25 protein-coding genes are annotated in these 25,620 nt (G+C 66.7%); 7 read left to right on the top strand and 18 right to left on the bottom strand.

Going from position 1 to position 25,620, the window contains the following annotated elements; genetic code table 11:
* The coding region (locus tag JQK15_RS22325) for an ASPIC/UnbV domain-containing protein (protein WP_214868044.1) at positions 1 to 210 on the top strand (210 nt) is incomplete at its 5' end.
* Between the two features lie 52 nt (positions 211 to 262).
* Here JQK15_RS22325 and JQK15_RS22320 read toward each other — a convergent pair.
* The 3 genes from JQK15_RS22320 to JQK15_RS22310 form a co-directional block, all read right to left on the bottom strand.
* Positions 263 to 1,918, bottom strand: a complete 1,656-nt coding sequence (locus JQK15_RS22320; RefSeq protein ID WP_214868042.1) for an alkaline phosphatase D family protein — start codon at positions 1,916 to 1,918, stop codon at positions 263 to 265.
* Positions 1,919 to 1,929: 11 nt separating this feature from the next.
* A complete protein-coding gene (locus JQK15_RS22315; protein ID WP_214868039.1) occupies positions 1,930 to 4,467 on the bottom strand; it encodes a TonB-dependent receptor in 2,538 nt (845 codons plus the stop codon).
* 168 nt (positions 4,468 to 4,635) lie between these two features.
* Positions 4,636 to 5,559 carry a LysR family transcriptional regulator gene (locus JQK15_RS22310; RefSeq protein WP_214868032.1) on the bottom strand — a complete coding sequence of 308 codons (924 nt, stop codon included), beginning with the start codon at positions 5,557 to 5,559 and terminating at the stop codon, positions 4,636 to 4,638.
* Positions 5,560 to 5,647: 88 nt separating this feature from the next.
* Between JQK15_RS22310 and JQK15_RS22305 the strand changes: the two genes are divergently transcribed.
* The gene (locus tag JQK15_RS22305; protein ID WP_214868029.1) at positions 5,648 to 6,682 is read left to right on the top strand and encodes an aldo/keto reductase; all 1,035 of its coding nucleotides are present in this window, start codon (positions 5,648 to 5,650) and stop codon (positions 6,680 to 6,682) included.
* A 13-nt stretch (positions 6,683 to 6,695) separates the two neighbouring features.
* A complete protein-coding gene (locus tag JQK15_RS22300) occupies positions 6,696 to 7,859 on the top strand; it encodes an MFS transporter (protein ID WP_214868027.1) in 1,164 nt (387 codons plus the stop codon).
* Between the two features lie 3 nt (positions 7,860 to 7,862).
* Here the strand turns inward: JQK15_RS22300 and JQK15_RS22295 are convergent, their stop codons facing one another.
* Positions 7,863 to 10,862 (bottom strand): ligand-binding sensor domain-containing protein, encoded by a 3,000-nt coding sequence (locus JQK15_RS22295; RefSeq protein ID WP_214868025.1) that lies wholly within the window; start codon positions 10,860 to 10,862, stop codon positions 7,863 to 7,865.
* 75 nt (positions 10,863 to 10,937) lie between these two features.
* Here JQK15_RS22295 and JQK15_RS22290 point away from each other — a divergent pair, with 75 nt between their 5' ends.
* Positions 10,938 to 11,519: a helix-turn-helix domain-containing protein gene (locus JQK15_RS22290; protein ID WP_214868023.1), complete on the top strand. Its 582-nt coding sequence runs from the start codon at positions 10,938 to 10,940 to the stop codon at positions 11,517 to 11,519.
* Positions 11,516 to 12,091, top strand: a complete 576-nt coding sequence (locus JQK15_RS22285) for a TMEM175 family protein (protein WP_214868021.1) — start codon at positions 11,516 to 11,518, stop codon at positions 12,089 to 12,091. The genes JQK15_RS22290 and JQK15_RS22285 overlap by 4 nt, the downstream gene beginning before the upstream one ends.
* Positions 12,092 to 12,094: 3 nt before the next feature.
* Here JQK15_RS22285 and JQK15_RS22280 read toward each other — a convergent pair whose 3' ends face one another.
* From JQK15_RS22280 to rutB, 14 genes are all read right to left on the bottom strand, one after another.
* On the bottom strand, positions 12,095 to 12,796 hold the full coding sequence (locus JQK15_RS22280) for a YoaK family protein (protein ID WP_214868019.1): 702 nt from the start codon (positions 12,794 to 12,796) through the stop codon (positions 12,095 to 12,097).
* 20 nt (positions 12,797 to 12,816) lie between these two features.
* Positions 12,817 to 14,193 (bottom strand): alginate export family protein, encoded by a 1,377-nt coding sequence (locus JQK15_RS22275; protein WP_214868017.1) that lies wholly within the window; start codon positions 14,191 to 14,193, stop codon positions 12,817 to 12,819.
* Positions 14,186 to 14,614, bottom strand: coding sequence for a DoxX family protein (locus tag JQK15_RS22270; protein WP_214868015.1), 429 nt, complete (start codon positions 14,612 to 14,614; stop codon positions 14,186 to 14,188). Before JQK15_RS22270 ends, JQK15_RS22275 begins: the two co-directional genes overlap by 8 nt.
* Position 14,615: 1 nt before the next feature.
* The gene (locus JQK15_RS22265) at positions 14,616 to 15,506 is read right to left on the bottom strand and encodes a VOC family protein (protein ID WP_214868013.1); all 891 of its coding nucleotides are present in this window, start codon (positions 15,504 to 15,506) and stop codon (positions 14,616 to 14,618) included.
* Between the two features lie 135 nt (positions 15,507 to 15,641).
* The gene (locus JQK15_RS22260; RefSeq protein ID WP_214868011.1) at positions 15,642 to 17,486 is read right to left on the bottom strand and encodes an amidohydrolase; all 1,845 of its coding nucleotides are present in this window, start codon (positions 17,484 to 17,486) and stop codon (positions 15,642 to 15,644) included.
* A gap of 80 nt (positions 17,487 to 17,566) precedes the next feature.
* Entirely contained in the window at positions 17,567 to 17,827 is a 261-nt protein-coding gene (locus JQK15_RS22255) for a XapX domain-containing protein (protein WP_037512511.1), read from the bottom strand.
* A 22-nt stretch (positions 17,828 to 17,849) separates the two neighbouring features.
* On the bottom strand, positions 17,850 to 18,686 hold the full coding sequence (locus JQK15_RS22250) for an alpha/beta fold hydrolase (protein ID WP_214868009.1): 837 nt from the start codon (positions 18,684 to 18,686) through the stop codon (positions 17,850 to 17,852).
* 94 nt (positions 18,687 to 18,780) lie between these two features.
* A complete protein-coding gene (locus JQK15_RS22245) occupies positions 18,781 to 19,440 on the bottom strand; it encodes a hydrolase (RefSeq protein ID WP_214868008.1) in 660 nt (219 codons plus the stop codon).
* A gap of 230 nt (positions 19,441 to 19,670) precedes the next feature.
* Positions 19,671 to 20,333, bottom strand: a complete 663-nt coding sequence (locus JQK15_RS22240; RefSeq protein ID WP_214868006.1) for a response regulator — start codon at positions 20,331 to 20,333, stop codon at positions 19,671 to 19,673.
* Positions 20,334 to 20,383: 50 nt separating this feature from the next.
* A complete protein-coding gene (locus JQK15_RS22235; protein WP_214868054.1) occupies positions 20,384 to 20,974 on the bottom strand; it encodes a M17 family peptidase N-terminal domain-containing protein in 591 nt (196 codons plus the stop codon).
* Between the two features lie 191 nt (positions 20,975 to 21,165).
* Positions 21,166 to 22,260, bottom strand: coding sequence for a pyrimidine utilization protein A (rutA, locus tag JQK15_RS22230; RefSeq protein ID WP_214868003.1), 1,095 nt, complete (start codon positions 22,258 to 22,260; stop codon positions 21,166 to 21,168).
* A 4-nt stretch (positions 22,261 to 22,264) separates the two neighbouring features.
* On the bottom strand, positions 22,265 to 23,047 hold the full coding sequence (gene rutD, locus JQK15_RS22225) for a pyrimidine utilization protein D (RefSeq protein ID WP_214868001.1): 783 nt from the start codon (positions 23,045 to 23,047) through the stop codon (positions 22,265 to 22,267).
* Complete coding sequence (gene rutC, locus JQK15_RS22220; protein ID WP_214867999.1) at positions 23,040 to 23,423, bottom strand: pyrimidine utilization protein C; 384 nt, start codon at positions 23,421 to 23,423, stop codon at positions 23,040 to 23,042. Before rutC ends, rutD begins: the two co-directional genes overlap by 8 nt.
* Positions 23,423 to 24,205 (bottom strand): pyrimidine utilization protein B, encoded by a 783-nt coding sequence (gene rutB / locus JQK15_RS22215; RefSeq protein ID WP_251007962.1) that lies wholly within the window; start codon positions 24,203 to 24,205, stop codon positions 23,423 to 23,425. Before rutB ends, rutC begins: the two co-directional genes overlap by 1 nt.
* On the opposite strand from rutB, the gene JQK15_RS22210 reads away from it, so the two are divergent.
* Positions 24,204 to 24,506 (top strand): hypothetical protein, encoded by a 303-nt coding sequence (locus JQK15_RS22210; protein WP_214867991.1) that lies wholly within the window; start codon positions 24,204 to 24,206, stop codon positions 24,504 to 24,506. The two genes, rutB and JQK15_RS22210, sit on opposite strands and share 2 nt — an antisense overlap.
* Before the next feature lie 184 nt (positions 24,507 to 24,690).
* Positions 24,691 to 25,575 (top strand): LysR family transcriptional regulator, encoded by an 885-nt coding sequence (locus tag JQK15_RS22205; protein WP_251007961.1) that lies wholly within the window; start codon positions 24,691 to 24,693, stop codon positions 25,573 to 25,575.
* The last annotated feature ends 45 nt before the right edge of the window (positions 25,576 to 25,620 follow it).

Here is a 25,620-nt window from a genome sequence, read left to right as displayed (position 1 = left end):
GCCGGCAAGATATTGGCCACGCGACAGCTGTCGACGGGCGACGGCTATAATTCGGAAAATGCGGCGCCTCTGCATTTCGGCCTGAAAACCATGGACGCGGTCAAGGTCGAAGTCACCTGGATGAGCCGCAGGGGGCGCAAGATCCAGACCTTGCCGAACGTCGACCCGGCGAAATATGCGGGCAAATCGCTCGTCATCAGGGAGCGGTAAGTCTCGCGAGATCGGGGGGCTGCGGGCAGGGCATCCGCAGCCCCCGGCGCTTTCAGGTCGCGTCGAACCGGGTGGCGCCCGCTGGCAGCGAGACGCGCTTGAGCGTGCGCGCCTCTGCCTTGGGGGTATAGATGGTCGACATGGCGATATAGTCGCCGGTGGCCTTTTCCCGCGTCAGCGTCAGCAGGATATAGCCTTTGGCGCGCTGGTCGCAGAAGGCGACCTCCGGGCTTGCCTGTTGCAGCAGATCGCCGATCGGCATCTTCGGCAGCATGTCGCCGATCGACGGGCTGCTGATCGATGATGTGCCAAATTCCACGCCGATGGCATTGCCCTGTGCGTCGGCCAGCTGGTTCGCCCAGAAGGCATGGCTGTCGCCGGCCAGCACCAAGGGATGGGCGCCGGCCCGGCGGATGCTCTGGTAGAGCCGCTCGCGCGCGGCCGGATAGCCGTCCCAGGCATCGAGGTTGAACGGCAGGCCGGCGCGATAGCCCGCTTGCGCCAGTTCCACCTGCGCCCGCACCGACGGTTCGAGCGTCGCGACCATCGCCGCGGCCTTCTCCGCGCCGAACAGCTTGGCGAGGTCCGGGCCGTTGACCCGCGCCATCACCACCTGATTGCCCAATATCTGCCAGGGCGTGCCGGCCTTGACCGACGCGGCCAGTTCCTTTTCCAGCCAGGCGCGCTGCGGCTCGCCCAGCATCTCGCGGTCCGGCCGGTTGCGTTCGGCCAGCACCGCCGCGACTTCCGATCGGCCCGGCGTCTCGCCCTTGAAGCCGGCCTGTTCGCTGCGGGCGAGCAGGCGCGTCTCGACCATCAGCAGGGTGGCGAGGTCGCCAAAGTCGAACCGGCGGTTGATCGCTTCCCAGGGATTATTGCCCTGCGGATCGCGGATCGGCATCCATTCGAAATAGGCCTGCATCGCGGCCGCCTTGCGCTTGGCCCAATCGCCCTCGGTCGCGGGCTGGTGATTTTCCGCGCCGCCGATCCAGCTGTCATTGGCGGTTTCATGATCGTCCCAGACGCAGATGAAGGCGGCACGGGCATGGGCCGCCTGCAGGCTCCTGTCGCCCTTATAATGGGCATGACGGGTGCGATAGTCGGCCAGCGTCACGATCTCATGCGCGGGTTCCAGTCCGCGCCCGATCTTCTGGCCGATCTCCGCGCCATAGCCGTCGGCGCCATATTCATAGATATAGTCGCCCAGGTGAACGACCGCATCGATCCGGTCGAGCGCGGCGATCGAGTCATAGGCGGTGAAGAAGCCGCCGGGGTAGAGCTGGCAGGAGACCACCGCCAGCACGGCATCGGCCACCGCGCCCCTGGCCAGCGTGCGAAAGCGGCCGACCGGCGATGGCGTGCCGTCCGCCAGTTCGAACCAGTAATGATAGTCATGGCCGGCCTTGAGGCTGCGCGGCTCGACCTTGACCGTGAAGTCGCGGGCGGCGCGTGCCTGCGCGGTGCCGCTTTCGACCGGCTTGCCGCCGGCACTTTCGGCGACATGCCAGCGCAGCGCGATCGCCGCCTGCTGCGCCGGGTCGGCCGGGGTGACGCGGGTCCACAGGATCGCGCCGCGCTCGGTCGGGTCGCCGCTGGCCACGCCATGGGCGAAGCTGGCGGCGGCGGCTTGTGTCGCCGCCATGCCGATGCCGGGGAGGGCGGCGCCCGAGCCGATCAGGCCCAGCGCCGCGCGACGGTCAAGCGTCATGCGGTCCGCGCTCATTGCGCACCCCCAAAGCGGAAGCTGGCCGACACGCCATAGAAGCGCGGTGCCCCGCCGATGAAGGTCGGCATGCCCAGGCTGTCGCCGGTATTGCCCGCATCCATGATATATTTCTTGTCGAAGGCGTTCTCGATGAAGCCCTCGATCCGCCAGGCGCCACCGGGCGCCTCATAACCCAGGCGCGCATTGACCAGCGCATAGCTGCCCTGCCATTCGTCCTGGATATTGTCGGCGACCAGAGCGGCGGGCGGCTGCTGCAGGTCGGGGCGGTCATTGTCATCGTCGAAATAGACCTTCGACTGCCAGGTGACGCTGGGCGTGAAGACGATGCGGCCGGGGCCGGCAGGCAGGGACGCCTGCGCACCGAAGGACGCGCTATGGTCGGGCGACAGGCGGAAGTGGTTGCCGTCGCGCACGCCCGTCTTGAAGCGGCTGTGGTTATAGGCATATGTCGCGAACAAGGTCAGCACGTCGCTCGGCACCCAGCGCAACTGGCCCTCGAAACCATAGCTTTCCGCCTTGCCGGCGTTGGTCAGGACGAATTGCGTGCCCTGCTGCACCGTGGTCTGGAAATTATCATATTGGTAGAAGAAGGCCGCGCCGTCGAGGAACAGGGTGCGGTTCATCAGCGCGGTCTTGGCGCCCAGTTCGAAACTGTCAACCGTTTCGGAGTCCAGCACGGAAAAGCGGGTAGCGCCCATCGGCGCGGACGGCGCGCTGGCGGCCAGCACTTGCGGGCGACGGCCACGGGCATAGGTGGCATAGAGGCTGGTGTCGGTGCCCGGCTTGTAGCGGGCGGTCAGCCGCCAGGAAAAGCCGCCATTGCTGAGCGTGTCGCTGTCGATCCCGCCATTGCCCGCGGTCGGCTGGGCGCCGAGGCCGAACATCGGCACCGGATAAGCGGCCGAGGTCGGGATGTTCGCCGCGCCGGGCACGGCCAGCGCCTGCAGCAGTGCGGTGCGCACCGCCGCCGGCTGGCTCAGCGCGCCGATCAGCCCGCCCAGGATCGAGCGGCCATTGTCGACCGACGACATATAGGTGCTGCGCTTGTCGTCATGGGTGTAGCGCAGACCGCCGCCAAGCTCGAACTGGTCGGACAGGCGCAGGGTCACGTCGCCGAACAGGTCGAAGGCGCGGGTGCGCGCGCCATTGGTGGTGCTTTCGAGATGGTTGGACTTGAGGTTGGCGGCGATCGCCTGGGCCTGCGCGCTCGACAGCGCGACGCCATAGGCGCTGGCGACACCCTGCAGCAGCGCGCCGGTGAAGGCCGGGCTGGCGAGCAGGGCGGCCGGCACCGGATCACTCGCGGCGCGGCCGGGGATGGCACCGCCGCCGTTCAGCGCGCCGGCCAGCCGGGCGAGGGTGGCGCGCTCGTCAAACTGGGTGGGAACGCGCTGCGTGCCATTTTCCCAGAAATAGCTGCCGCCCAGGAATGCCGTGATCGGGCCGCTTTCATAGGTCAGGCGGAATTCCTGGCTGAACTGGCGACCGCGCGCATCTTCCGCCGCGGTCAGCATCGGCAGGGAAATGCCGTCCGCGTCGAAGATTTCCAGCGCGTCGAAGCGGCGGAAGGCGGTGGTGGACGTGAGGTTGAACTGGTCGTTGAGCTTCAGCCTGGCGATGCCGGTGACGCCCCAGACCTGGCGATCAAGGCCTAGGCCCTTGCCACCCTCGAAGCCATCGGCCGCTGCCAGCGCGGCGCCGCTGTTGCGGCCGCGATCGCCGATCACCACGCCGGTGGCCGGATCGGTCGGGTTATAGGCGATCGACTTGAAGCCGGTGCCGCTTGGTGTGTCCTTCTGATAATTGCCGATCAGGTCGAAGCTCAAATCGCCCTTCTCGCCATGGAAGCTGCCGCGCACCGCCTTGGTGTCGGCCGAGTTGAAGTCGGCGCCGCCCAGCAGGTTTTCGGTATAGCCGTCGCGCTTGCGGATGCGGCCGGCCAGGCGGATCGCCATGCCTTCGCCGATCGGCGCATTGACCATGCCCTCGGTCAGCCAGCTATTATAATTGCCATAGGAGACCCGGCCCGCTGCTTCGACATTGTCGAGCTGCGCCTTGTTCTGGATGATGTTGACCGCGCCGATCAGCGCGCCGCGACCATAGAGGGTCGATTGCGGCCCCTTGGCGATCTCGACCCGCTCGATATCGAACAGCTCGACATAGGAGCCGCGCGACTTGGAGATGGAAACGCCGTCCTGATAGACGGACACGCGCGGCTCGTTGCTGGCGGTGCCGCTGTCCGACGTGATGCCGCGCATCACGAAGCCGGGATTGTTGGGCGACTGGTTCTGCACGTCGAAGCCCGGCACGAAGCGCGACAGCGCGTCGAACTCATAAAGGCCCATACGGTCCATCTGTTCATTGCCGACGACGCTCAGCGCCATCGGCACGTCGATCGGGTCCTGTTCGCGCAGTTGTGCGGTGACGATGATCGAATCGGCCGGGGCGGCATCGGGCGTTTCGGCATGGGCGGTTGCCGTAGCGAAAACGGGCAGGCTGATGGCAGCGAGAGCAAGAGAACGGAAGTGCATGATATTTCTCCCCTTTCGGCGCTCGGGTAGGAGGGGAGTATGAAGCGCGCATGACAGTGATGCGCAGCTTATATGACGGCGGCACTGGATGCGCTCTGCCGCCATCTGGCACCGACCCGGATCAGCCGGCAACTGGTCCGCCGCGGGGATATATAGGCGTCGCCCGGCTCAGGCCGCCGATGCAGGTCGCGTCAGCCGTTCCGCCAGGAAGTCCACGAATACGCGCAGCCGTGCCGGCACATTGGTGCCGCCCAGGAACACGGCATGGATCGTCTCGATATCGCCGGGATTATAGTCTTCCAATAATGGCACCAAATCGCCCGACGCCAGTTCGGGCTGGACGCTGAACCGGCCGACCCGCGTGATGCCGACGCCATCGGCCGCCAACTGCCCCAGCGTTTCGCCATTATTCGCCTCGATCGTGCCGCGCACGCTCAGCGCATAGTCACGCCCGTCCTTGCGGAAGGGCCAGACCGGTTCGGCGCGGCGAAAATTGAAGTTCAGGCAATTATGATCGTGCAGATCCTCCGGCACGACCGGCGTGCCATGCCGGGCGAGATAGGCGGGGGAGGCGACGATGACGCGGCCATTCTCGCCCAGCTTGCGGGCGGTCAGCGGGCTGTCGGCCAGCGGCCCGAAGCGGATCGCGACATCGGCTTGCCCGCCGGCAATGTCGACCAGCCGGTCGCTCAGGCTGATGTCGACCAATATGTGCGGATAGAGCTGGGCAAATTCGCCGAGCAGCGGCACGATGCACAGCCGGCCATGGGAATGGGCGGCGCTGACCCGCAGCCGCCCTCGTGGCGCGCCGCGATCGGCGATCATCTGTTCCGCCTCGTTTAGATCGGCCAGGATGCGGCGCGCGCTGGCCAGGTATGCCTGCCCCTCCGCCGTCATCGTCAGCGCGCGGGTGGAGCGCAGCAATAGCCGCACCCCCAGCCGATCCTCGATCCGGTCGACCGCGCGGCTCACGGCGGAAGGGGTGAGGCCCAGCAATCGCCCGGCGGCCGAAAAACTGCCCTCGGCCACCACGGTGGCAAAGGTTTCCAGCGCCCGCGCCCGATCGGCATGAAAGGGTATCTTTTCATCCATTGCAAAGATCCTTCGCCTTGCGCCCCTCTAAACGCGGGGAGTCCTGCCTTCCATTTATGCGTCCATCACGGAATGGAAAGGGATCAAGATGGAATATCGGCAATTGGGAGCATCGGGCCTGCGCGTGCCGGCGCTCAGTTTCGGCACCGGCACTTTCGGCGGCTCAGGGCCCCTGTTCGGCGCCTGGGGCAACAGCGACGCGCAGGAGGCGCGCCGTCTGCTCGACATCTGCCTGGACGCCGGCATAACCCTGTTCGACACTGCCGACGTCTATTCGAACGGCGCATCGGAAGAGGTGCTGGGCGCGGCGATAAAGGGGCGGCGCGATCAGCTGCTGATCTCGACCAAGCTCGGCCTGCCGACCGGCGATGGTCCCAATGACTGGGGCGTATCGCGCGACCGGCTGATCGGCGGCGTGGAAGCCGCGCTCCGGCGCCTTGGCACCGATCATATCGACCTGCTGCAACTTCACGCCTTCGACGCGTCGACCCCGGTCGAGGAATTGCTGGCGACGCTCGACCAATTGGTCCGTGCCGGCAAGCTGCGCCATGTCGGCGTGTCCAACTATCCCGGCTGGCAGCTGATGAAGGCGCTGGACGTGGCGGATCGCCATGGCTGGCCGCGCTTCGTCGCCCACCAGGTCTATTATTCGCTGATCGGCCGCGCCTATGAGGCCGATCTGATGCCGCTTGCCGCCGACCAGGGCGTGGGCGCACTGGTGTGGAGCCCGCTCGGCTGGGGCCGCCTGACCGGCAAGATCCGGCGCAGCAGCCCGATCCCGGAGGGGAGCCGCCTGCACCAGACCGCCGCCTTCGCGCCGCCGGTGGAGGAGGAGCATCTCTATCGCGTGGTCGACGCGCTGGACGAGATCGCGGCGGAAACCGGCAAGACGGTGCCGCAGGTCGCGCTCAACTGGCTGTTGCAGCGGCCGACCGTGTCGTCGGTCATCATCGGCGCCCGCAACGAGGAACAGTTGCGCCAGAATCTGGGGGCGGTCGGCTGGTCGCTGACCGCCGATCAGGTCGCCCGGCTTGACCGGGCCAGCTACCAGATGCCGGCCTATCCCCACGCCCCCTATCACCAACAGGCCGGTTTCGCCCGGCTGAACCCGCCGCTTGTCTGACGGGAGGAGCATCATGAAGATCAATCCACCGCTGCTCGCGCTGGCGGCCGGCGCCTTCGGCATCGGCGTCACCGAATTTGCGCCGATGGGCCTGTTGCCCGTCATCGCCACCGACCTTGGCGTCTCCATCCCCGCCGCCGGCCTGCTCATCAGCGCCTATGCGATCGGCGTCATGCTGGGCGCGCCGCTGATGACGCTGACCACCGGCCGCTTGCCGCGCCGCACCCTGCTGATCGGCCTGGCCGCCATCTTCACGGTCGGCAATCTGATCGCGGCGCTCTCCAGCAGCTATGCGATGCTGCTGTTCGCGCGCATCATCACCTCGCTCAACCATGGCGCCTTCTTCGGCGTCGGATCGATCGTCGCCGCCAGCCTGGTCCCGCCCCAGCGGCAGGCGGGCGCGGTCGCCGCCATGTTCATGGGGCTGACCATCGCCAATGTCGTCGGCGTGCCGCTGGCGACCTGGGCGGGGGAAGTCATGGGCTGGCGTGCGGCCTTCTGGGGCATTGCGGCGCTGGGCGTCCTCACCATCGCGGCATTGCGCCTGACCCTGCCCGATATGCCGGCCCCGACCGAGGGCGATGCACGGTCCGAACTGCGGGTGCTGATGCGCGGGCCGGTGCTCGCCGCGCTCGGCCTTACCGTGGTCGGCGCCAGCGCGATGTTCACCGTCTTCACCTATATCACGCCGATCCTGCGCGATGAGACCCATGGCTCGATCACGTTCGTCACCGCGATGCTGGTCCTCTATGGCGTGGGCCTCACCATCGGCAACTGGCTGGGCGGGCGCTTTGCCGACCGGTCGGTGGACAGGACGCTGATCGTGACGCTCGCTGCGCTGACGGCGATCCTCATCGCCTTTGCCTTTGCCATGCCCTTCGCCGGGCCGACGGCGGTGCTGATCTTCCTGTGGGGCATTGCCAGCTTCGCGCTGGTGCCGCCGCTGCAGGTGCGGGTGATGAGCGCTGCGGCTGATGCGCCCAACCTCGCATCCTCGATGAACATCGGCGCCTTCAACCTGGGCAATGCGATCGGCGCGGCGCTGGGCGGCGCGGTGATTGCCGCCGGCCTCAGCCTGCCGTTCGTCACGATCGCCGGGGCCGCTGCGTCCAGCCTCGGGCTGATTGCGCTGCTGCTCAGCCGCCGCAGCGGCGCGCCGCGTGCCGCCACCGCCTGACGCTCACAGATAGGCGACACGGGCCGGCACGGTCACGCGGATGGTCGTGCCGGTCCTGGTGGTGGAGATGATCTCCACCGCGCCATCCATCCGTTGCGCCCGTTCGCGCATGCCGACCATGCCATAATGGCCTTCGCGCGATCCGGTCGCCAGCACCGCTGCGGACAGGCCGATGCCATCGTCGATGATCGCCAGCGACAGCCGGTCGGTGCCATGATGCAGCTCGACGATGATGGTCCGCGCCGCCGCATGGCGCAGGCTGTTGCTGATCGCCTCGCGCGCGATCCGCATCATCTCGTCGGCGACCGGGGCGCAGACCAGCCGCACGGTGCCGGCCTCCTCGACGCGCCAGTCCAGCCGGTCGCCGACCATCTCGTCCAACAGCGCGCGCAGACGGACCGCCATCGCCACCGGCTGCAATGCCTGTCGCAGCGAATGGACCCGCTCGCGACTGTCGACCAGCACATCCTCGGCCCGGTCGAGCGCACCTTCCAGCTCGGTGCGGGCGCGTTCGCCGCGCGGCAGCAACTCGACCACCGCCTGGAAGCGCAGCATCAGCCCCTGGAACCCCTGCAACAGCGTGTCGTGCAGTTCCCGTGCGATCCGTTCGCGCTCGGTCAACTGCGCCTCGACCCGGCTGCGTGCCCGTTCGGTCACGACATGCAGGCGCCGGCGGTAGAGCAGCCAGCCGGCCAGCAGGATCAGGCTGACGCACAGGATGCGGAACCAGCGCGTCTGGTAGAAGGCTGGGGCGATCTCGAACGCGAGTGCTGCGCCCTGCCTGTTCCATACCCCGTCATTGTTGGCCGCTATCACATGGAAGCGATATTGGCCGGGCGCCAGATTGGTATAGAGCGCCTGCCGCTCCGTGCCGGCATCGAACCAGCCGGTGCCGCTGCCCTCCAGCCGATAGCGGAAACGGTTCTGCGCCGCATCGGTCAGGCTGAGGGCGCTATAGTCGATCTGCACCCGGCCGCTATGGGCGGGCAGAGGGATGCTGCCCGCGGCCAGCGGATAGGCCTTGCCATCGACCCGCAGCGACCGGATCGCCACGGGCGGCGGCACGCCATTGCGGGCCAGCCGGGCGGGATCGCTCCATGCCAGACCCTGATCGGTGGCGAACCAGAGCTGGCCGTCGCGATCGAGGGCGATGTCGTTCGCCTCGAACAGGTTGGATCGCGCCCGATAATCGCCTTCCTGGCCGACCCGCTGATAGGGGATGGGGCGATCGGGCTGGGCAAGGCCCTTGTCCAGCGCATCGCTGCGCATCCGCACGATGCCGGTCGCGCCGTTGATCCAGGTCCAGCCATCGGCGGTGCGGGCGATGCCGGTAATCCCGGCCAGATAGGGATGGGTGCGTTCGCCCAAGGACTGCAACCGGCCACCCTTCAGGCGCGCCAGCCCCTTCATCCCGCCGAGCAGCCATTGGTCGCCATCGGTCCGCAGGGTCAGGATCGATCCGATCGGGCTGGTCCCGGCGGGCAGCAGCGCCGTCTCCTCGCCATCGCGAATGCGCAGCAGCCCGCGCCGGCTGCGCCCGGCGATCAAGCCGCCATGCCCATCGGGGCGCAACAGGGTGATAGTGCCGCCCGGCTGCCCCGCCGCGCCGCTCGCCGGCACCAGCCGCCCGCCGTCCAGCCGGTAGAGCCGGTCCATCCCGGTCCAGAACTGTCCGCGATCGTCGCGTGCGCAACTGACCGACAGCGGCCCTTCGACCGACGTCGTGCGGCGGACATCGCCGCGGTCGTTCAGGTCGAGCAGGAAGGCGCCTTCCAGGCTGATCGCCAGCAATTGCCGGTCATCGCCGCACAGCACGCCAATGTCGGCGCGCGGAAAGATCAGCCGGGGCTGCCGCTGGTCCGGCCCGACGCGATAGACGCCGCCGATACCGGCATAGAAGATATGGGCCGATCGCGGCGGCGCGACGAAGCCGGTCACCAGCGCCTCGTCGCCCGCGCCGATCAGGCTGGCGGCGGCATAGCGTTCCACCCCGGTCTCAGTGCCGACCCAGATATTGCCTTCCCGGTCCTCCAGCGCGGCGAGCGACAGCGGCATGTGCCCGGCCGCGACCTCGACCTTGTCGCCGCCCGCAGGAAGCCGCGCCAGGCCACCATTCTGGCCGGTGATCCAGGCGGTGCCCTGGCGATCGACATGGATATGGCGGGTGACATAGGGGGTGTTGACGGGATCGAGCCGGGCCGCGGCCTGCCCGCCGGAAATCGGCCGGATGCCGCTGTCGTCCGCCAGCCATATCCGGCCCGCCCTGTCCTCGTCCAGCGCGGCGAAGGGGGCGACCTGCATTGCCAGCGGGGCGAAGCGCGCGGCACCGGGCGCCAGCCGCAGCAGGTGCGGCGGCAAGGCGAGGTAGAGGCTGCCGTCCGACGCGGCCAGCAACGGCCCCATCATGCCGTCGGTCACGCCTTGCTGCGCGCCATAGCGGCGCCAGCGGCCATTTTGGTAACGCGACAGCAGCATCTTGCCGCGCGCTTCGGCCGCGACCCAGATTGATCCGTCGCGCGCCTCCGCGATGCCGGCGACGCCGCCCTGCGCCGGCCAGGGATTGGCATCGCGCAGATGGCCGTCGCGATAGAGGGCGATGCCGCCGAAATCATGGCCGACCCAGATGTCGCCATTGCGCGCCGCCAGCAGGGCGGTGACCTGCAAGGATCGGCGCGGGTCGTCGCGATCGGCCAGCATGCGCTCGAACCGGATGCCGTCAAAGCGGTAGAGGCCGGTCGAAGATCCCAGCCACAGATAGCCGTCCTTGCCCTGCGCCAGCGCACGGACATTGCCCGGCGCTCCGTCCTTCAGCGTCCAGCGGCTGTGGCGCAACTGGCTGATCGACTGGCTCGGGTCCAGCGCCTGCCCCGGCTGGGCCAGCAGCATGGCCGCGATCGCCGTGATGATCGCCCGGCGCTTCATGATCTTCTGCTCGGTCGCGACATGGGGGCCTTGGGGCGGGAGGAACCGACAGCCGTAGCGCTGCGGGCCGATGCGATACAAGCCCCCCGTTAGAGGGACGCGCGCCCCCTCCATCCGGGCTTTGGGAAATCGTGACGCAGCCGCATCATTCCCGCCATGCCGGATATCGCCAGTCTCAACCCCCGCCCCAACCTGCCGCACCGGTTCGACGCCGCGCCGCTTCTGGACCTGCTGACGCGGGCGCAGATGCTGCTGCATCGCGACCCCAACCGGGCGGACCTGTGCCTCGATCAACTGCGCGACCTGCTGCGGCAGGGCACGGATGCGGACGACGGCGTCGCCATGCTGGCCCGGCGTCCCGACAGCCATTGCCCACCGCCGACCGGCGGGCTGGCCGGCTGGCAATTGCGCAAGGTGACCGCCTATGTCGAGACGCGGCTGGGCCGCACGCTGGTGACGGAGGAACTGGCGCTGGTGGCGAGCCTGAGCCCCGGTCATTTCTGCCGCGCGTTCAAGGTCAGCATGGGCGAAACGCCGCATGCCTATGTCATCCGCCAGCGCATCCGCCGGGCACAGCGGCTGATGCTGGAAACCGGCCACAGCCTGTCGGACATCGCCAGCGCCTGCGGCCTGACCGACCAGGCGCACCTGACCCGGCTGTTCAAGCGGCTGGTCGGCACCACGCCGCTGTCCTGGCGCCGGACCTGGCAGGGATCGCCATTGGCGGAACAGGCATGAACAGCAAGAGGCTGGAGGCGTTCACCGATGGGGTGATCGCGATCATCATCACCATCATGGTGCTGGAACTGAAGGTGCCGCGCGGGGGATCGCTCGCCGATCTCGCGCAATGCCTGCCGCTGCTGATCGCCTATCTGCTCAGCTTCGTGAATGTCGGCCTCTACTGGAACAATCACCATCATCTGTTCCAGCTCAACCCACGCATCGACGGGCGGGTGCTGTGGGCCAATCTCTTCCTGCTCTTCTGGCTCAGCCTGGTTCCGTTCGTCATCCGCTGGCTGGACGAGAGCGCCTGGTCGACCGGAGCGACGGCGGCCTATGGCATGGTGTTGGGCGCGGCGGCGATCGGCTATTTCCTGACCGAACGGGCGATCATCGCCTGCAATGGCGCAGGCTCCAGGCTCGCCCGCGCGCTCGGCATGGACTGGAAGGGGTGGGGAACGCTGGCCATCTATGGCGCGGCCATTCCCCTGAGCTTCGTCAGCCGCTGGCTGGCGGTCGCGCTCTATGTGCTGGTCGTCGCGCTCTGGTTCGTGCCCGACCGGCGGTTCGCGCGGCTCGCGCTGCCCTGATCTTCAGCCCCCGTGGGGCAGGGCGGCCGCCGGGTGGCGGACGCAGAGCAGGGTGCCGACCAGCACGATCGCGCCCGATACCATCAGCGGCAGCGCCAGCCCCATATGCACCACCATCAGCGCGCCGGCCGCCGCGCCCGCGAAGATGGCGACGATCGCCGCGATCCGCCGGGCGAGATTGGGATTGGCGCCGCCCGCCAGGCTGGAATCCGCCGCAATGCCGGTGACGGTCAGGGTCAGCACGGTGGTGGTAAGGTCGGGCACCTTCAACTGCCGGATGGTGGCGTTGCGAAAGCCCATCGCGATCGCGGTCAGGCCGATGATCGCGAACAGGCCGGCAGCGGGCTGGAGCGTGGACACATGGAAGTTCAGCGCGACGATCGCCGCGATCCACAGCAACGCCGCCTCGATCAGCGCGGCGACCGTCAGCCAGTGGCGCAGCGGGCGTTTGCCAAAGCCCTGGCCGACCCGGCCGGCGATCAGCGCGCCGATGAAGAAGGTCAGCAGCGCGACCAGATAGGGCGCCACCCTGAAGCCCGGCGTCTGTGCCGCGGCGAAGCCCAGGAACACGACATTGCCGGTCATGTTGGCGGTGAACACCTTGCCCAGGCCCAGCACGCTGACGGCGTCGACCAGGCCGGTGGTCGCCGACAACAGCAACAGCAGGCCGGGCAGGGGGGATGCGTTTTGGGACGCTGGCGGCATGATGATGCTCCTCACAGGATCTAGAAACGGAAATTGGCCTCAAGGCCGGTCATGGCGATGGTCTGGGCCGGGCCGGTCTCACGGATGAAGGCGCCCGGTGCGAAGAAGGACAGCGAAGTTGACAGTTCCAGCTCCGCCGTCGCCTGCCAGGCCAGCGTCGCCTCCACCTCCTTGCCGATGAAGCGGGCGCGGCTGTCGCCGGGGCCACGGATCAGGTTGCCGGGAATGTCGTAGACGCCGTCATGGCGGGCGTATCGCCAATAGGCCATGCCGGCGACGCTGGCGGAAAAGCCGTCGCCCAGCGGCGCGCTGATCCGGGGATTGAGGCTGACGATGTTGGTCGGCCCGACGGGCGAGAGTTCGCCGAAATATTTGCCCTTGGGGAAGAGCGCGTTGAACGTGCCCAGCCTGTCATCTTCGCTGTCACGATCGCCGCTCACGATGTTGAAGCGCAAGGTGGCGTCGGGCGACAGCGGCAGGCCGGGCAAGGTGCGGCCGACTTCGGTGCCGATCGTCCAGGCGGCGATGCGCTGCCCGTCATAATGGCCGAACTGATAGACGCCCTCGACATTCCAGTGCCAGTCGCCCCGCGCGCCATGCGAACGAAGGCCTAGGCTGTGGCGCTCCTCCCGCCCGGTCAGCCCGCCGAAGCGCGCGGCGCGGTTGCGATAGCCCAGATAATAGAGGTCGAGCTCCGGCAGCGTCGCATAGGCGCCCCACAGCCTGCGGGTGTCGGACGTGCGATCGTCGAAACTGGCGGGGCCGGGCTGGACCGGGTTGAGCAGGAACAGGTCGAGCGCGCGGCCGTCGCCCAGGGACAGGCTGCCGCGCACGCCGTCGAACGCCAGCGGGGTGTTGGGGCCATAGCGGGTGCCGACCAGCCTTTCGGTGCCGAGCGAAACCATCTGGCGCCCGGCGCGCAGGGTGACGGGTCCGGCGCCGACTTCGGCAAAGCCCTGGAGCAGGTCGAGCCGGCTCTGGTCGATCGGGCTGGCCGAGGGCGCAACGCCGACCGCATGGCTGATGATCGGCTGGACAAAGGCACGGGCGTGGAGCCGGTCCGGCGCGCCGACATGCAGGTCGGCATAGGGCATGGCCCGCGCCCATAAATAGCTGTCGTCGGGCGCATCGGCCCCGCCCCAGAGATTGTCGGCATAATTTTCGTTGCGCAGCCGCAGCTCGATGCCGGTGGACAGCCAGACATCGTCGCCCAGCGGGATATATTTGAACTGCCCCGTCCAGTGATGGTTGCGCTTTTGAGCGTCCGCCAGATCCGACCAATCCTCGTCATAGCGGGTGATCGACAGGGTCGGCGCCTGCCAGGCCTCCCGCGTCTGCGCGGCCAGCGGCGGGCAAGCGCAGAGCGAGAGGGCAAGGCAGACTGATTTTTTACACACGGCGCTGCGCCTGTTCGGCGACCAGCGCCGCCAGGATGAAGCCGCCGATCAGACCCAGATGCTCGAAAAAAGCATTGGTGGCCATGAACCGCTCCTGCCCCATCGGCATCGTCCAGAAGGCGTTGGCGGTGAAGGCGGCCAGCAGGGTGAAGACGCCCAGCATCCCCGCGCCCAGCCAGGCCATGCGGCCGGTCAGGATCAGGATCGGCCCGATCAGTTCGATCGCGATGGTGAGCGCCGTCCAGAGCGCTGGCGGGTTCATGCCGAAATGCGCCTGCTCGGCAACCGCCGCCGGCCAGTCCGTCAGCTTGACGATGCCGCCCAGCAGATAGGCGCCGACCAGCAGCAGCCGGGCGATGAACCAGGTCGGCTTCCAGTCGAGGATCGCGTCTACGAAGCGGGGATCGCGGTCGGCGCGCATGTTACTTGGCCGCCGGCGCATGAACTTCGGCGATATAGCCGCCGGGGAAGCGCAGGATCGCGCTCTGGCGACCGGCGACGCTCTGCGGCGCGACCAATGTTTCGACGCCGGCGGCCTTCGCCTTGGCCAGCGTGGCGTCCATGTCGGCGACCTCATAACCGGTCATGTCGCGGCCATAGGGCCAGGGCAGTTGGCCGTCCGAGACGAAGAGGGTCATCTTGCCATAACCGCTGTCGATCGCGACGCGGCGGATAGTCTTGCCGGGCTGGCCGATTTCCTCGCCCTTGGCGGCGCGATCGTCGGAGACGATCCTGCCATGGGCAAAGCCGGTCCAGTCCCTGATGAACCGGTCAGCGACGTCGGCGGTCAGGTAGATGCGGTTTTCCGGCACGGTGGTCAGCGCGGGATAGCTGGGCTTGGCGGTGTGCCAGTAGAGCTGCATGTTCACGCCACCAGCCCATTGCACCACCACGTCGCGGCCGATCGGGTCGGGGAAGGTAGTGATGCGGCGCACTGCGCCATGCTTGAGCGCGGAGGCAACGGCACCGTCCATGTCGCTCACCAGATAGCCGGTGCGTTCATCGCCGAAGGGATAGGGGATCGGCGTCTTGAAGCCGAAGACCGAGACGGTGCCGGCCGGGGTCAGTGCCAGTTGCGACTTGGTCAGGCTGGGCGTCGGCGTCACCTGGAACTCGCCCTGTTTCGACGTCTTGCCGCCGAAGGTCGCGACGAAGCTGGTGACGAAGGCGTCGAACTGGCCTTCGGGCACATAGACATGGGTGGTGTCATATTGGGGGCCGACCGCATAATCGGCGGTGGCGGCGGGCTTTGCGATGGCGACCGGCATAGGCATCAGGACGGCGGCGGCGAATAGGAAGGCGAAGCGCTTCATGGACAATCTCCAGGCAGGAAGTCTTTCTCGTCATCCCCGCGAAGGCGGGGATCCATCTCCGGGCGTTGCGCCGTCGGGCTTGGTTGCGAGATGGATTCCCGCTTGCGCGGGAATGACAATGATTTGCGGTTATCGTCAGACGGCCCAGCAGCCGCAGCCGAGCGATCCCCAGAAGGTCTGGACATCGGCGGCCGGCACATCTGCGCCCAGCGCCGCGGCATGGTCATGGCCATGGACGCCGCAGGCCGAATGGCAGCCACAGGCCGATGCCAGCTGCGCGCGCGCCTCGCGGGTCTTGTGATAGCCGCCGAAGGTGGCGACCGGCGACCAGTCGGGCATGGGCTTTGGCAGGTCGGGCGCGAGCGGGGCATAATCGCCCTCGCCATGGACCACCTTGCCGCCGAGCAGGGTCAGGACCGATCGGATATGGACGATCTGATCCTCCGGCACCGCAAAATAGTCGGCCGACAGCAAGGCGAGGTCAGCAAGCTGCCCGGCCTTGATCTGCCCCTTCTTGCCGATCTCGTTGGAGAACCATGTATTCTCATGCGTCCACATCGCCAGCGCCTTTTCCCGGCTGACGCGATTGTCGCCGCGATAGAGGGCGAAGCCGCCGACGGTGCGGCCGGTCACCAGCCACGACAGAGACACCCACGGGTTATAGCTGGCGACGCGGGTGGCGTCGGTGCCGGCGCCGACCGGGATGCCCGCCGCGATCATCCGGGCGATCGGCGGGGTGCGCTCGGCCGCCTTGGCGCCATAGCGCTCGACGAAATATTCGCCCTGATAGGCCATGCGATGCTGCACGGCGATGCCGCCGCCCAGCGCGGCGATGCGGTCGATATTGCGGTCGCTGATGGTTTCGGCATGGTCGAAGAACCAGTTGATGCCCTGAAGCGGAATATCCCGGTTCACCTTTTCATAGACGTCGAGCGCGCGGCCGATCGTCTCGTCATAGGTGGCGTGCAGGCGCCAGGGCCATTTATGCTCGGCCAGCAGGCGGATGACCGGCTCCAGATCGCCTTCCATATTGGCCGGCATGTCCGGCCGGGGCTGGCGGAAATCCTCGAAGTCGGCGGCGGAATAGACCAGCATCTCGCCCGCGCCATTGTGGCGATAGCTGTCATCGCCCTGGCCCGGCGTGACTTGGCGAACCCAGCCGGAGAAATCGGCCAACTCTTCCTTGGGCTTCTGGGTGAAGAGATTATAGCTGATGCGGACGGTCAGTTGATCGTCCTGATGCAGCTTCTCGATGATCTCGTAATCGTCGGGATAATTCTGGAAGCCGCCGCCCGCGTCGATCACGCCGGTCACGCCCAGCGCATTGACGTCGCGCATGAAGTGGCGGGTCGAATTGAGCTGATAGTCCTGCGGCAGCTTTGGCCCCTTGGCCAGCGTCGAATAGAGGATGGTCGCATTGGGCTGGGCCAGCAGCAGGCCTGTCGGGTTGCCGGCCGCGTCGCGGACGATCTCGCCGCCCGGCGGATTGGGCGTGTCCTTGCCATAGCCCACGACGCGCAGCGCGGCGGCGTTGAGCAGCGCGCGATCATAGAGGTGCAGGATGAAGACCGGCGTGTCGGGCGCGACGGCATTCAGTTCGGCGATGGTCGGCAGGCGCTTTTCCGCGAACTGATGTTCGGTGAAGCCGCCTACCACGCGCACCCATTGCGGAGCAGGGGTACGGGCGACCTGGCTTTTAAGCATATCCATCGCCTCGGCCAGCGTCGGCACGCCATCCCAGCGCAGTTCCATGTTGAAATTCAGGCCGCCGCGAATGATGTGCATATGGCTATCGATCAGGCCGGGGATCAGGCGATGGCCCTTGGCATCGATCACCGTTGCGTCCGGCGCGGCGGCGCGCACCTCCGTCTCGCTGCCAACGGCCAGGAACTTGCCGTCGCGGATCGCGACCGCCTGCGCCACTGGATTTTCGCGGTCCAGCGTCGTCACCTTGGCATTGACGATGATCGTGTCGGTCATGGGGCGGTCCTTGGCTTGAGCAGGAAAGGGGGAGAGAAGGGCGGAGGCGGCCACCCCGGCCATGGCGTCGCGGCGGGTAATCACGCGTCGCCCTTTTGATTGTCGGACTGGTTGTTCGGGAGCGTGCCCAGCACATGGTCGCGGCATTCGTTGCGCACGAAGCGGGTCAGTTCATGGGCATCGGCCCAGCGCCTGGCGAGCGGCACGATCTGTTCGCCGACCAATATGCCCAGCAGGCCTATCAGGGCCACCACCGGGGGCGCGGGCGAGCGCACCCCCAGCAGCGAATAGACGATGCCGACCAGGAGACCGGCGCCGAGGGAGAGAAGATAGACTTTCATCGCCGGTCTCCTGCGTCTGCGATCAGGCCTGGATGAAGGCGAGGATGTCGGCGTTCAGCACGTCGGCATTCACCGTCAGCATGCCGTGCGAATAGCCCTCGTAAATCTTGAGGGTCGCATTCGGCAGGATCTGCGCCTGCAGCACGCCGGCATTCTTGTAGGGCACGACCTGGTCGTCATCGCCATGCAGCACCAGGGTCGGCACGGTGATCGCGGTCAGATCGTCGGTCTGGTCGGTTTCGGAGAAGGCCTTGATGCCTTCATAATGGGCCTTGGCGCTGCCCATCATGCCCTGGCGCCACCAATTGTCGATGACGGCCGGCTTCACGTCCGCGCCGTCGCGGTTGAAGCCGTAGAAGGGGCCGGCGGCGACATCGTGGAAGAATTGCGCACGGTTGGCGGCGAGGCCGGCGCGCAGCCCGTCGAACACGTCCATGGGCAGGCCACCGGGATAACGGTCGGTCTTCAGCATGATCGGCGGCACCGAACTGACCAGCACGGCCTTGGCCACGCGGCCTTCGGGCAGGCCATGGCGGGCGACATAGGCAGCCACTTCGCCGCCGCCGGTCGAATGACCGATATGGATGGCGTTCCTGAGGTCGAGATGGCGGGCGACGGCGGCTGCGTCGGCGGCGTAATGGGCCATGTCATGCCCTTCGCTCACCTGGGCCGAGCGGCCATGGCCGCGACGGTCATGGGCGACGACGCGATGGCCCTTCGACAGGAAGAACAGCATCTGCGCGTCCCAGTCGTCCGACGACAGCGGCCAGCCATGGTGGAACATGATGGGCTGGGCGTCCTTTGGACCCCAATCCTTGAAGAAGATGTCGACGCCGTCATCCGTGGTCACGAAGCTCATGGGGATTTCCTTTGCTCGGGTGGGGAAAGGGGAGAGGGGAAGGGGCCGGCGGTGCATGGGGAGAGGGGGAGGCACCGCCGGCCCCTGGCGCAGGTCAGTGGCCGCCTTCGGAGGCGCCGAACATGGCCTTCGCATATTTGATGCCCAGGCCGTATGCGCCGCCAAATTCCTTGGCGATGCTGGTGGTGGACTCATAGGTTTCGGTGCGCGCCCAGTCGCGCTGCAATTCCAGCATGTACTGGAGCGAGGTCATCGGCTTGGCGCCGAGCTGGATCATGCGCTGCACGGCGCGCTCATGCGCTTCCTCGCTGATGTCGCCACAGGCGTCGGCGATGAAATAGACGTCGAAGCCCTGGTCGATCGCGGAGGCGACCGGGCCGACGATGCAGACGCTGGTCCACAGGCCGGCGAAGATGATCCGCTCCTTGCCGATGCGGTTCACTTCCTCGATCACGGCGGCATCTTCCCAGGTGTTCATGCTGGTGCGGTCGAGCAGGGGCTGGCCGGGGAAGGCGTCGGTGATCTCGCTGAACATCGGCCCCGAAAAGCTCTTTTCGGCCACGGTGGTCAGGATGGTCGACACGCCGAACGACTTGGCGGCGCGGCTGATCAGGGCGGCATTATTACGCAGTAGTTCCGGCGCGATCGACTTGGTGGCGAAGGCCATTTGCGACTGGAAGTCGATCAGGACCAAAGTGTGGTCGGTCGGCGAGATGAGGGACTTGCCCGGCGTCGGCGTGGCGGTGATCGTCATGGGTCGGCTCCTTGGTTTCGAGCAGTCGTCGCTGCTGTGAAGACAGTGTTAGCCGGCGTGCCTGATCCGAAATATCCAGATAAAATGCACCGACTTGTTCTAAAAAATAGAAATGGTCAGTCACTGGCCTGACGCGCGCGATCATAGCTGTCCGTCGCCGCCCGATCTTGGATCAGGCTGACATGTTAGCGATCATTCCGATGCAAAGGGGGCGCTCGCGCGCCATGTCGTCAGAGGTCGATCAGTCCGCGCTTGATCGCCAGCGTCACCGCATGGGTGCGATCGGTCGCGTCGAGCTTCGAGAAGATCGACTTCATATGGCCCTTCACCGTCTCTTCGCTGATATCGAGTCGCGCGGCGACCTGCTTGTTGCTGTTGCCCCAGGCGGCTAGCGAAAGCACCGCGATCTCGCGCTCGGTCAGCGGGTCTTCCAGCACATGCAGGGCGATCGCGGTGGCGACGGTGGCGTCGAGATGCTTGCCGCCCAGATGCACGGACCGGATCGCGTCGAGCAGCTGCTTGCGCAGGCTGGCCTTGAGCAGATAGCCCATCGCCCCTGCGCGCAGCGCCTTGATCGCGCGGCCATCGCCCGAATAGGTGGTCAGCACGATGATCCTGGCGTCGGGATGGATGGCCCGGATCGCGGCGATCGCGTCGAGCCCCGGCATTTCCGCCATCTGCAGGTCCATCAGCACGATGTCGGGGCGCAACCGCGCATATTCCTCTACCGCGCGCCGGCCATTGTCGGCCTCGCCAACAATCAGCATGTCGGCCTGGGTCGCCAGCATCGCCCGCACGCCCTCACGCAGCAGCGCATGATCGTCCACCACCAGGATCGATATGGGGGCGATCGCTGGCTGCATGTCGTGGCTGTGGATCGGACCTGGCTGCATCGCGCCAGAGTGGCGTGTTCCGCTTCCCAAGTCCATGCGATAGTCGCGCTTCATTGTGGCGCGGCCGGCCATTGCGCGATGATCGTGCCCAGCACGTCGGCGGCGCTGTCGGGCTGGTCGAAGGTCCAGTTCAGGCCGGCGAACCGGTCGGGAGCGGGACCGGGAGAGAGATAGGCGTCCAGCGCCGTGAGCACGCCGGCCATCATCGCACGGGCGGCGGCGCGTTGCGCGACCTTCGTTGCCGCCGGATCGAGCAGCCGCAGCAGGCAGGCGATCGAACAGCTGTCGAGCCGGAGCGCTGCGCGCATCGCCACGGCGGCCAGCCGGCCCAGCCGTTCGGCATCCAGATCGTCGATTTCTCCCATGCCCACGATCATCAGCGACCGGCAGCGCACCGGCGGCGGCGGGCTGGACAGGATCATCGTCTCGCCGAACCTGCCGTCGAACAGGCCGCCCGCGCGCAGTTGCGACAAGGTGCCTGACAGGGCGGCGTCGAGCGCGCAGGCGCCAGGATCGATCCGGCTCGTGGCGGACAGGACCGGCATGCCGACGATCAGCAGATCGACATCGCTCGCGATCGCATCGACCGGCCCGGCGCGGAAGCGGACGGTGCGATATGTGCCGACGATCGGCGCATCCATGCTTGCCACCCTGTTGATCCTCCCGCCATGACGCAGCCATGCGGGTCGGCGTCTCCTTGGGCCAAGCTAGAGGGACATGGCGCCCGCGTCGTGGCCAGGGCGCGCGGGATTTGGACAATCATGCGGAATTGCCGTGGTAGGAAAGGGGGGGGCGTGCATCCAGGCATCCCGGCTGCCAACGGCTTTGGTGATTAACTTCTGTGGGAAGATCGGGAATGTCGGGCGCTTTCGGCGCGGCTCTTCATCAGCGGCTGGATGCGCGCGCCGAACGCTTCCACCCCTTCCAGGAAATCGTCGAAGGTCAGCAGCACGCCGCCGGTATTGGGCACCTGCGCCATTTCGTCCAGCATTCGTGCCACGCTGGCATAGCTGCCGACCAGCGTGCCCATATTGATGTTCACGGCCCCTTCGGGCGCGGCCAGCTGGCGCACATTGGTGTCGGTGTTGACGGTGTCCTTCGCACCCTGATCGGCCAGCCAGGCGATCGCCTCGGTATCGACCCCGTCATTATAGCTTTGCCATTTCGCCATGGCTTCCTCGTCGGTCTCGGCCGCGATCACCATGACCAGCACGAACACCGACACGGCGCGGCCGGTCTGCGCCGTGAATTTCGCAAGGCGGTCATTGTTGAAGGCGAAGGCGGTCGGCGTGTTGACGCCCTTGCCCAGGCAAAAGGCATAGTCCGCCCATTTGGCCGAGAAGGCCAGGCCCGCGTCGGATGATCCGGCACAGATGATCTTCATGTCGGCCTGCGGCTGGGGGCGGACCAGACAGTCGTCCATCTGATAATATTGCCCCTTGAAGTCCGATCGGCCGGTCTCCCACAATTCCCGAAGCACGCGGGCATATTCGTCGAGCACATCATAGCGATTGCGGAAATGCTCGTCGCCCGGCCAAAGCCCCATCTGCGTATATTCGGGCGGCTGCCAGCCGGTGATGAGGTTGAGGCCGAAGCGACCATGGCTGATGCTGTCGATGGTGTTGGCCATGCGCGCGGCGAAGGCGGGCGGGATGATCAGCGTGGGGCAGGTGGCGAAGATCTTGATCCTGTCCGTGACCGCCGCAAGGCCGGCCATCAGCGAGAAGCTTTCCAGCCCATATTCCCAGAATTGCGTCTTGCCGCCGAAACCGCGCAGCTTGATCATCGACAGCAGGAAATCGAGGCCATGTTTCTCGGCGCGCTGGGCGATTTCCTTGTTGAGGTCGAAGCTCGGCAGATATTGCGGGGCGTTCTCGCTGATCAGCCAGCCATTATTGTTGATGGGAACGAAAACGCCGACCTGCATGGCTTCAACTCCTGAGGAAGGGGAGGACGAGGCGATGGAAAGCATCCGGGTCGGTCACGTTGCAGGCGTGACCACCCCAGTCGAAGCTGGCGGTCTTGGCCCATGCGATCGGCGCCGCGACATCGAGGGCGCTGGCATGGGGGACGAGGAAATCGTCGCGGGTGGCGATGGCCAGCACCTTGGCGACGGCCGTCAGGTCGAGCAGGTGCGGGCTATAGGCCTGCACGGCGGCGATCCGCTTTTCCATCGTGGCCGCGCCGGGGAAGGTGGCGAGATGATGCGCCAGTTCGGCCTTCAGCGCGTCGTCATGGGCCGCGATCCAGTCCGGCGGGAACAGGAACAGGGGTTGCGCCCGCAGGAACGCCTCGACACCGGCATGGCGCAACAGGGCCAGCCGCGTTTCGAAGCAGCGGCGGGTATGGGGTGACAGCGTCCGCCAGCCGTTGATGACGATCAGGCTGTCGAGCCGTGTGTTGGCGATCGCCAGTTCCATGCCGATCGCGCCGCCCAGCGCATGGCCGATGAAATGCGCGCTGCCGATGCCCAGCGCATCCATCAGGGCGATGACGTCGCCCGCCATATCCTCGACCGAGGTGGTTTCCGGCAATGTCCGATCGCTGCGGCCGGTGCCGCGATGGTCATAGGCGATGACGTGGAAATGCTCCGCCAGCGCCGGGATGTTCGGCGCCCAATAGCTCGCCGATCCGCCAAGCCCGCTCGACAGGATCAGCGGCGGGGCGTCCGCGCGCCCGTGGATTTCATAATAGAGGCCGGCGGCCTCAGCCAAGATGCGCGACCGAGGCGATCTCGACCAGGCAATCGGGTTTCACCAGCTCGCACTTGATGCAGTAGCGCGCCGGCTTGTCGCCGGGAAAATATTCGGCATAGACGGCGTTGAAGGCCGCGTAATCGCCCAGATCCTTGAGGAAGATATGGTTCATGGCGATGTCCGCCATGGTGCCGCCGGCCGCCTCGACCGTGATCCTGATGACGTCCAGCACATGGCGGGTCTGCGCGGCGGCGTCGCCGACATGCAGCACCGTTCCGCCTTCGCCCAGCGCCAGCACGCCCGAGACATAGATCGTATTCCCGGCCCTTGCGCCCGCCGAATAAGGGGCGATCGGGGTCGGGAACTGGGGCGGATTGATCGGTTCGAAGGGCATCAGATCTCCTTGGGCGGAAGCTGGCCGACGGCGGTGCGGAAATCGGCGACATTGCTCACCCAGCCGAAGAATTTCTCGACATTGTAGAGGCTCGCCTCGCGGATGAAGTCCGGCCCCAGATGATGCACCGCATCTTCCAGCAGCACGCCGAAATATTCGAGATGGAAGCCGTCGCGCAGGGTCGATTCCACGCAGACATTGGTGGCGATGCCGGTGAAGACCAGGGTACGGATGCCGCGTGCGCGCAGCACGCTATCCAGTTGCGAGTTGAAGAAGGCGGAATAGCGCGGCTTGTGGACGCGCAGATCGTTCTCGTGCGGCGCCAGCGCCTCCACCAGTTCATAGTCCCATCCGCCGCGCGCCAGGAATTTGCCCGCCAGGTCCGGCCGCGCCCGCATGGTCTTGAGCGCATTGGACTTGTGCCAGTTGGGAGACAGCGGCGTGCCGGCCTCGGCATAGCCGCTGTCCCAGCCATTCTGCAGGAAGATCACCGGCATGCCCGCGGCCCGCGCCACCTCGACGACCTCCGCGATCCGGGGGATCACACCCGCCGCCGGGCCGACGTCGAAGCCGGCCTCGTCGACATAGCCGCCCTTGCTGGCATAGGCATTCTGCATGTCGACGACGATCAGCGCCGTCGTCGCGGCATCGAGCCGGATTGCTTCGGGTCGGGCCGGCAGCACCACGCAGGGACCGGAACGGGATGGGGCGGGATCGACGATGGCTTCGCTCACCGGCGCAGGATTGAGCAGATGCACCCAATGGTCAAGCGCGGCCGTCATGGCGCGGTTGATCCCGTGCAATGACGACCGTCGTAACATAGGAGGGGTCGGCATAGAGGCCGCGAGGATCTTCAGCCAGTTCCTGCCTCTTTCCATGACGCTGACGCCGGCTGGCATGGCGCCATCGGGCTTGTTCCTGCTTGTCGCATCGATGTCGCTTGGTCTTGCGGCCAGCGTCGCGCAGCGACTGGTTCCATTGGCTGCGCATCTGTCCCCGCCGGAAAAGCGCAGTGCATCGGTCAGCACGGTGATGTCCGGATTGCTGGTCGGCATCCTGCTCAGCCCTACCCTCGCGGGGTGATCGCGGCCCATTGGGGCTGGCGCGGATATTGCCCTGGTTGCCGCACAGGGACGGCCTGTCCTATCCCGTGCTGGCGGCGCCGCTGGCCGACCGCTTCCCGCAGGAAGATTGACCGGCCCGTGGCGTTGCGCGCACATCTGCGATCAGGTGACGTTCGGAGGGTATAGTGGACCGCTGGCAGGCCATGAAGATATTCGTCCGCGTGGCGGAAACCGGCGGTTTTGCCGAAGCCGCGCGGCAATTGCATCTGAGCCCGCCGGCGGTCACGCGGGCAATTTCCGCGCTGGAGGATGAGATCGGCGTGCGGTTGCTGACCCGGACGACACGATCGGTGAAGCTGACCGAGGCGGGGCGTGGCTATCTGGACGATTGCCGCCGCATATTGGCCGACATGGCGGATGCGGACGCAGCGGCAGCGGGCGCCCATGGCAATCCCACCGGCACGCTGATCGTCACCGGATCGGTGATCTTCGGCCAGATGTACGTGCTGCCGATCCTGCTCGACTATCTGGATCGCTTTCCGGCGGTGACCGGGCGCAGCCTGTTCGTCGATCGGCTCGTCAACATCGTCGAGGAGGGCATCGATGTCGCCATCCGGATCGGTCATCTGCCGGATTCGGGGTTGAGCGCTGTGCGTGTAGGGACGGTGCGGCGGGTCATCTGCGGCGCGCCGGCCTATTTCGAGCAGCATGTCATGCCCCGGAGCCCGGCCGACCTTGTCCATCATCGCATCATCGGCCCGACCGGGGCATGGGCCTCCCCCGAATGGCATTTCGGGCCGGAGGGTCGGAGCAGCGTCACCGTCCACCCCCGACTCTTCTGCAACACCAATGAGGCAGCGATTGCCGCTGCCGAGCAAGGCTGGGGGCTGACCCGCGTGCTATCCTACCAGGTCGAACCGGCATTGGCGGCCGGGCGGCTGGTCACGATATTGGACGAGCATATGGAAAAGCCGTTGCCGATCCATGTCATCCACGCCGAAGGGCGGCGGGCGGCGGCCAAGGTGCGCAGCTTCGTTGATCTGGCGGTCGATCGGCTGCGGGCCAATCCTCTGTTCCAGCAGGCATGACCATTATTCCATCATAAGGAATAATGACTTCCAATTTTCCCGAAT

The sequence above is a fragment of the Sphingobium sp. BHU LFT2 genome, assembly GCF_018604485.1.
GTDB lineage: Bacteria > Pseudomonadota > Alphaproteobacteria > Sphingomonadales > Sphingomonadaceae > Sphingobium > Sphingobium yanoikuyae_A.
This window is presented reverse-complemented; position numbering and strand designations above follow the sequence as displayed.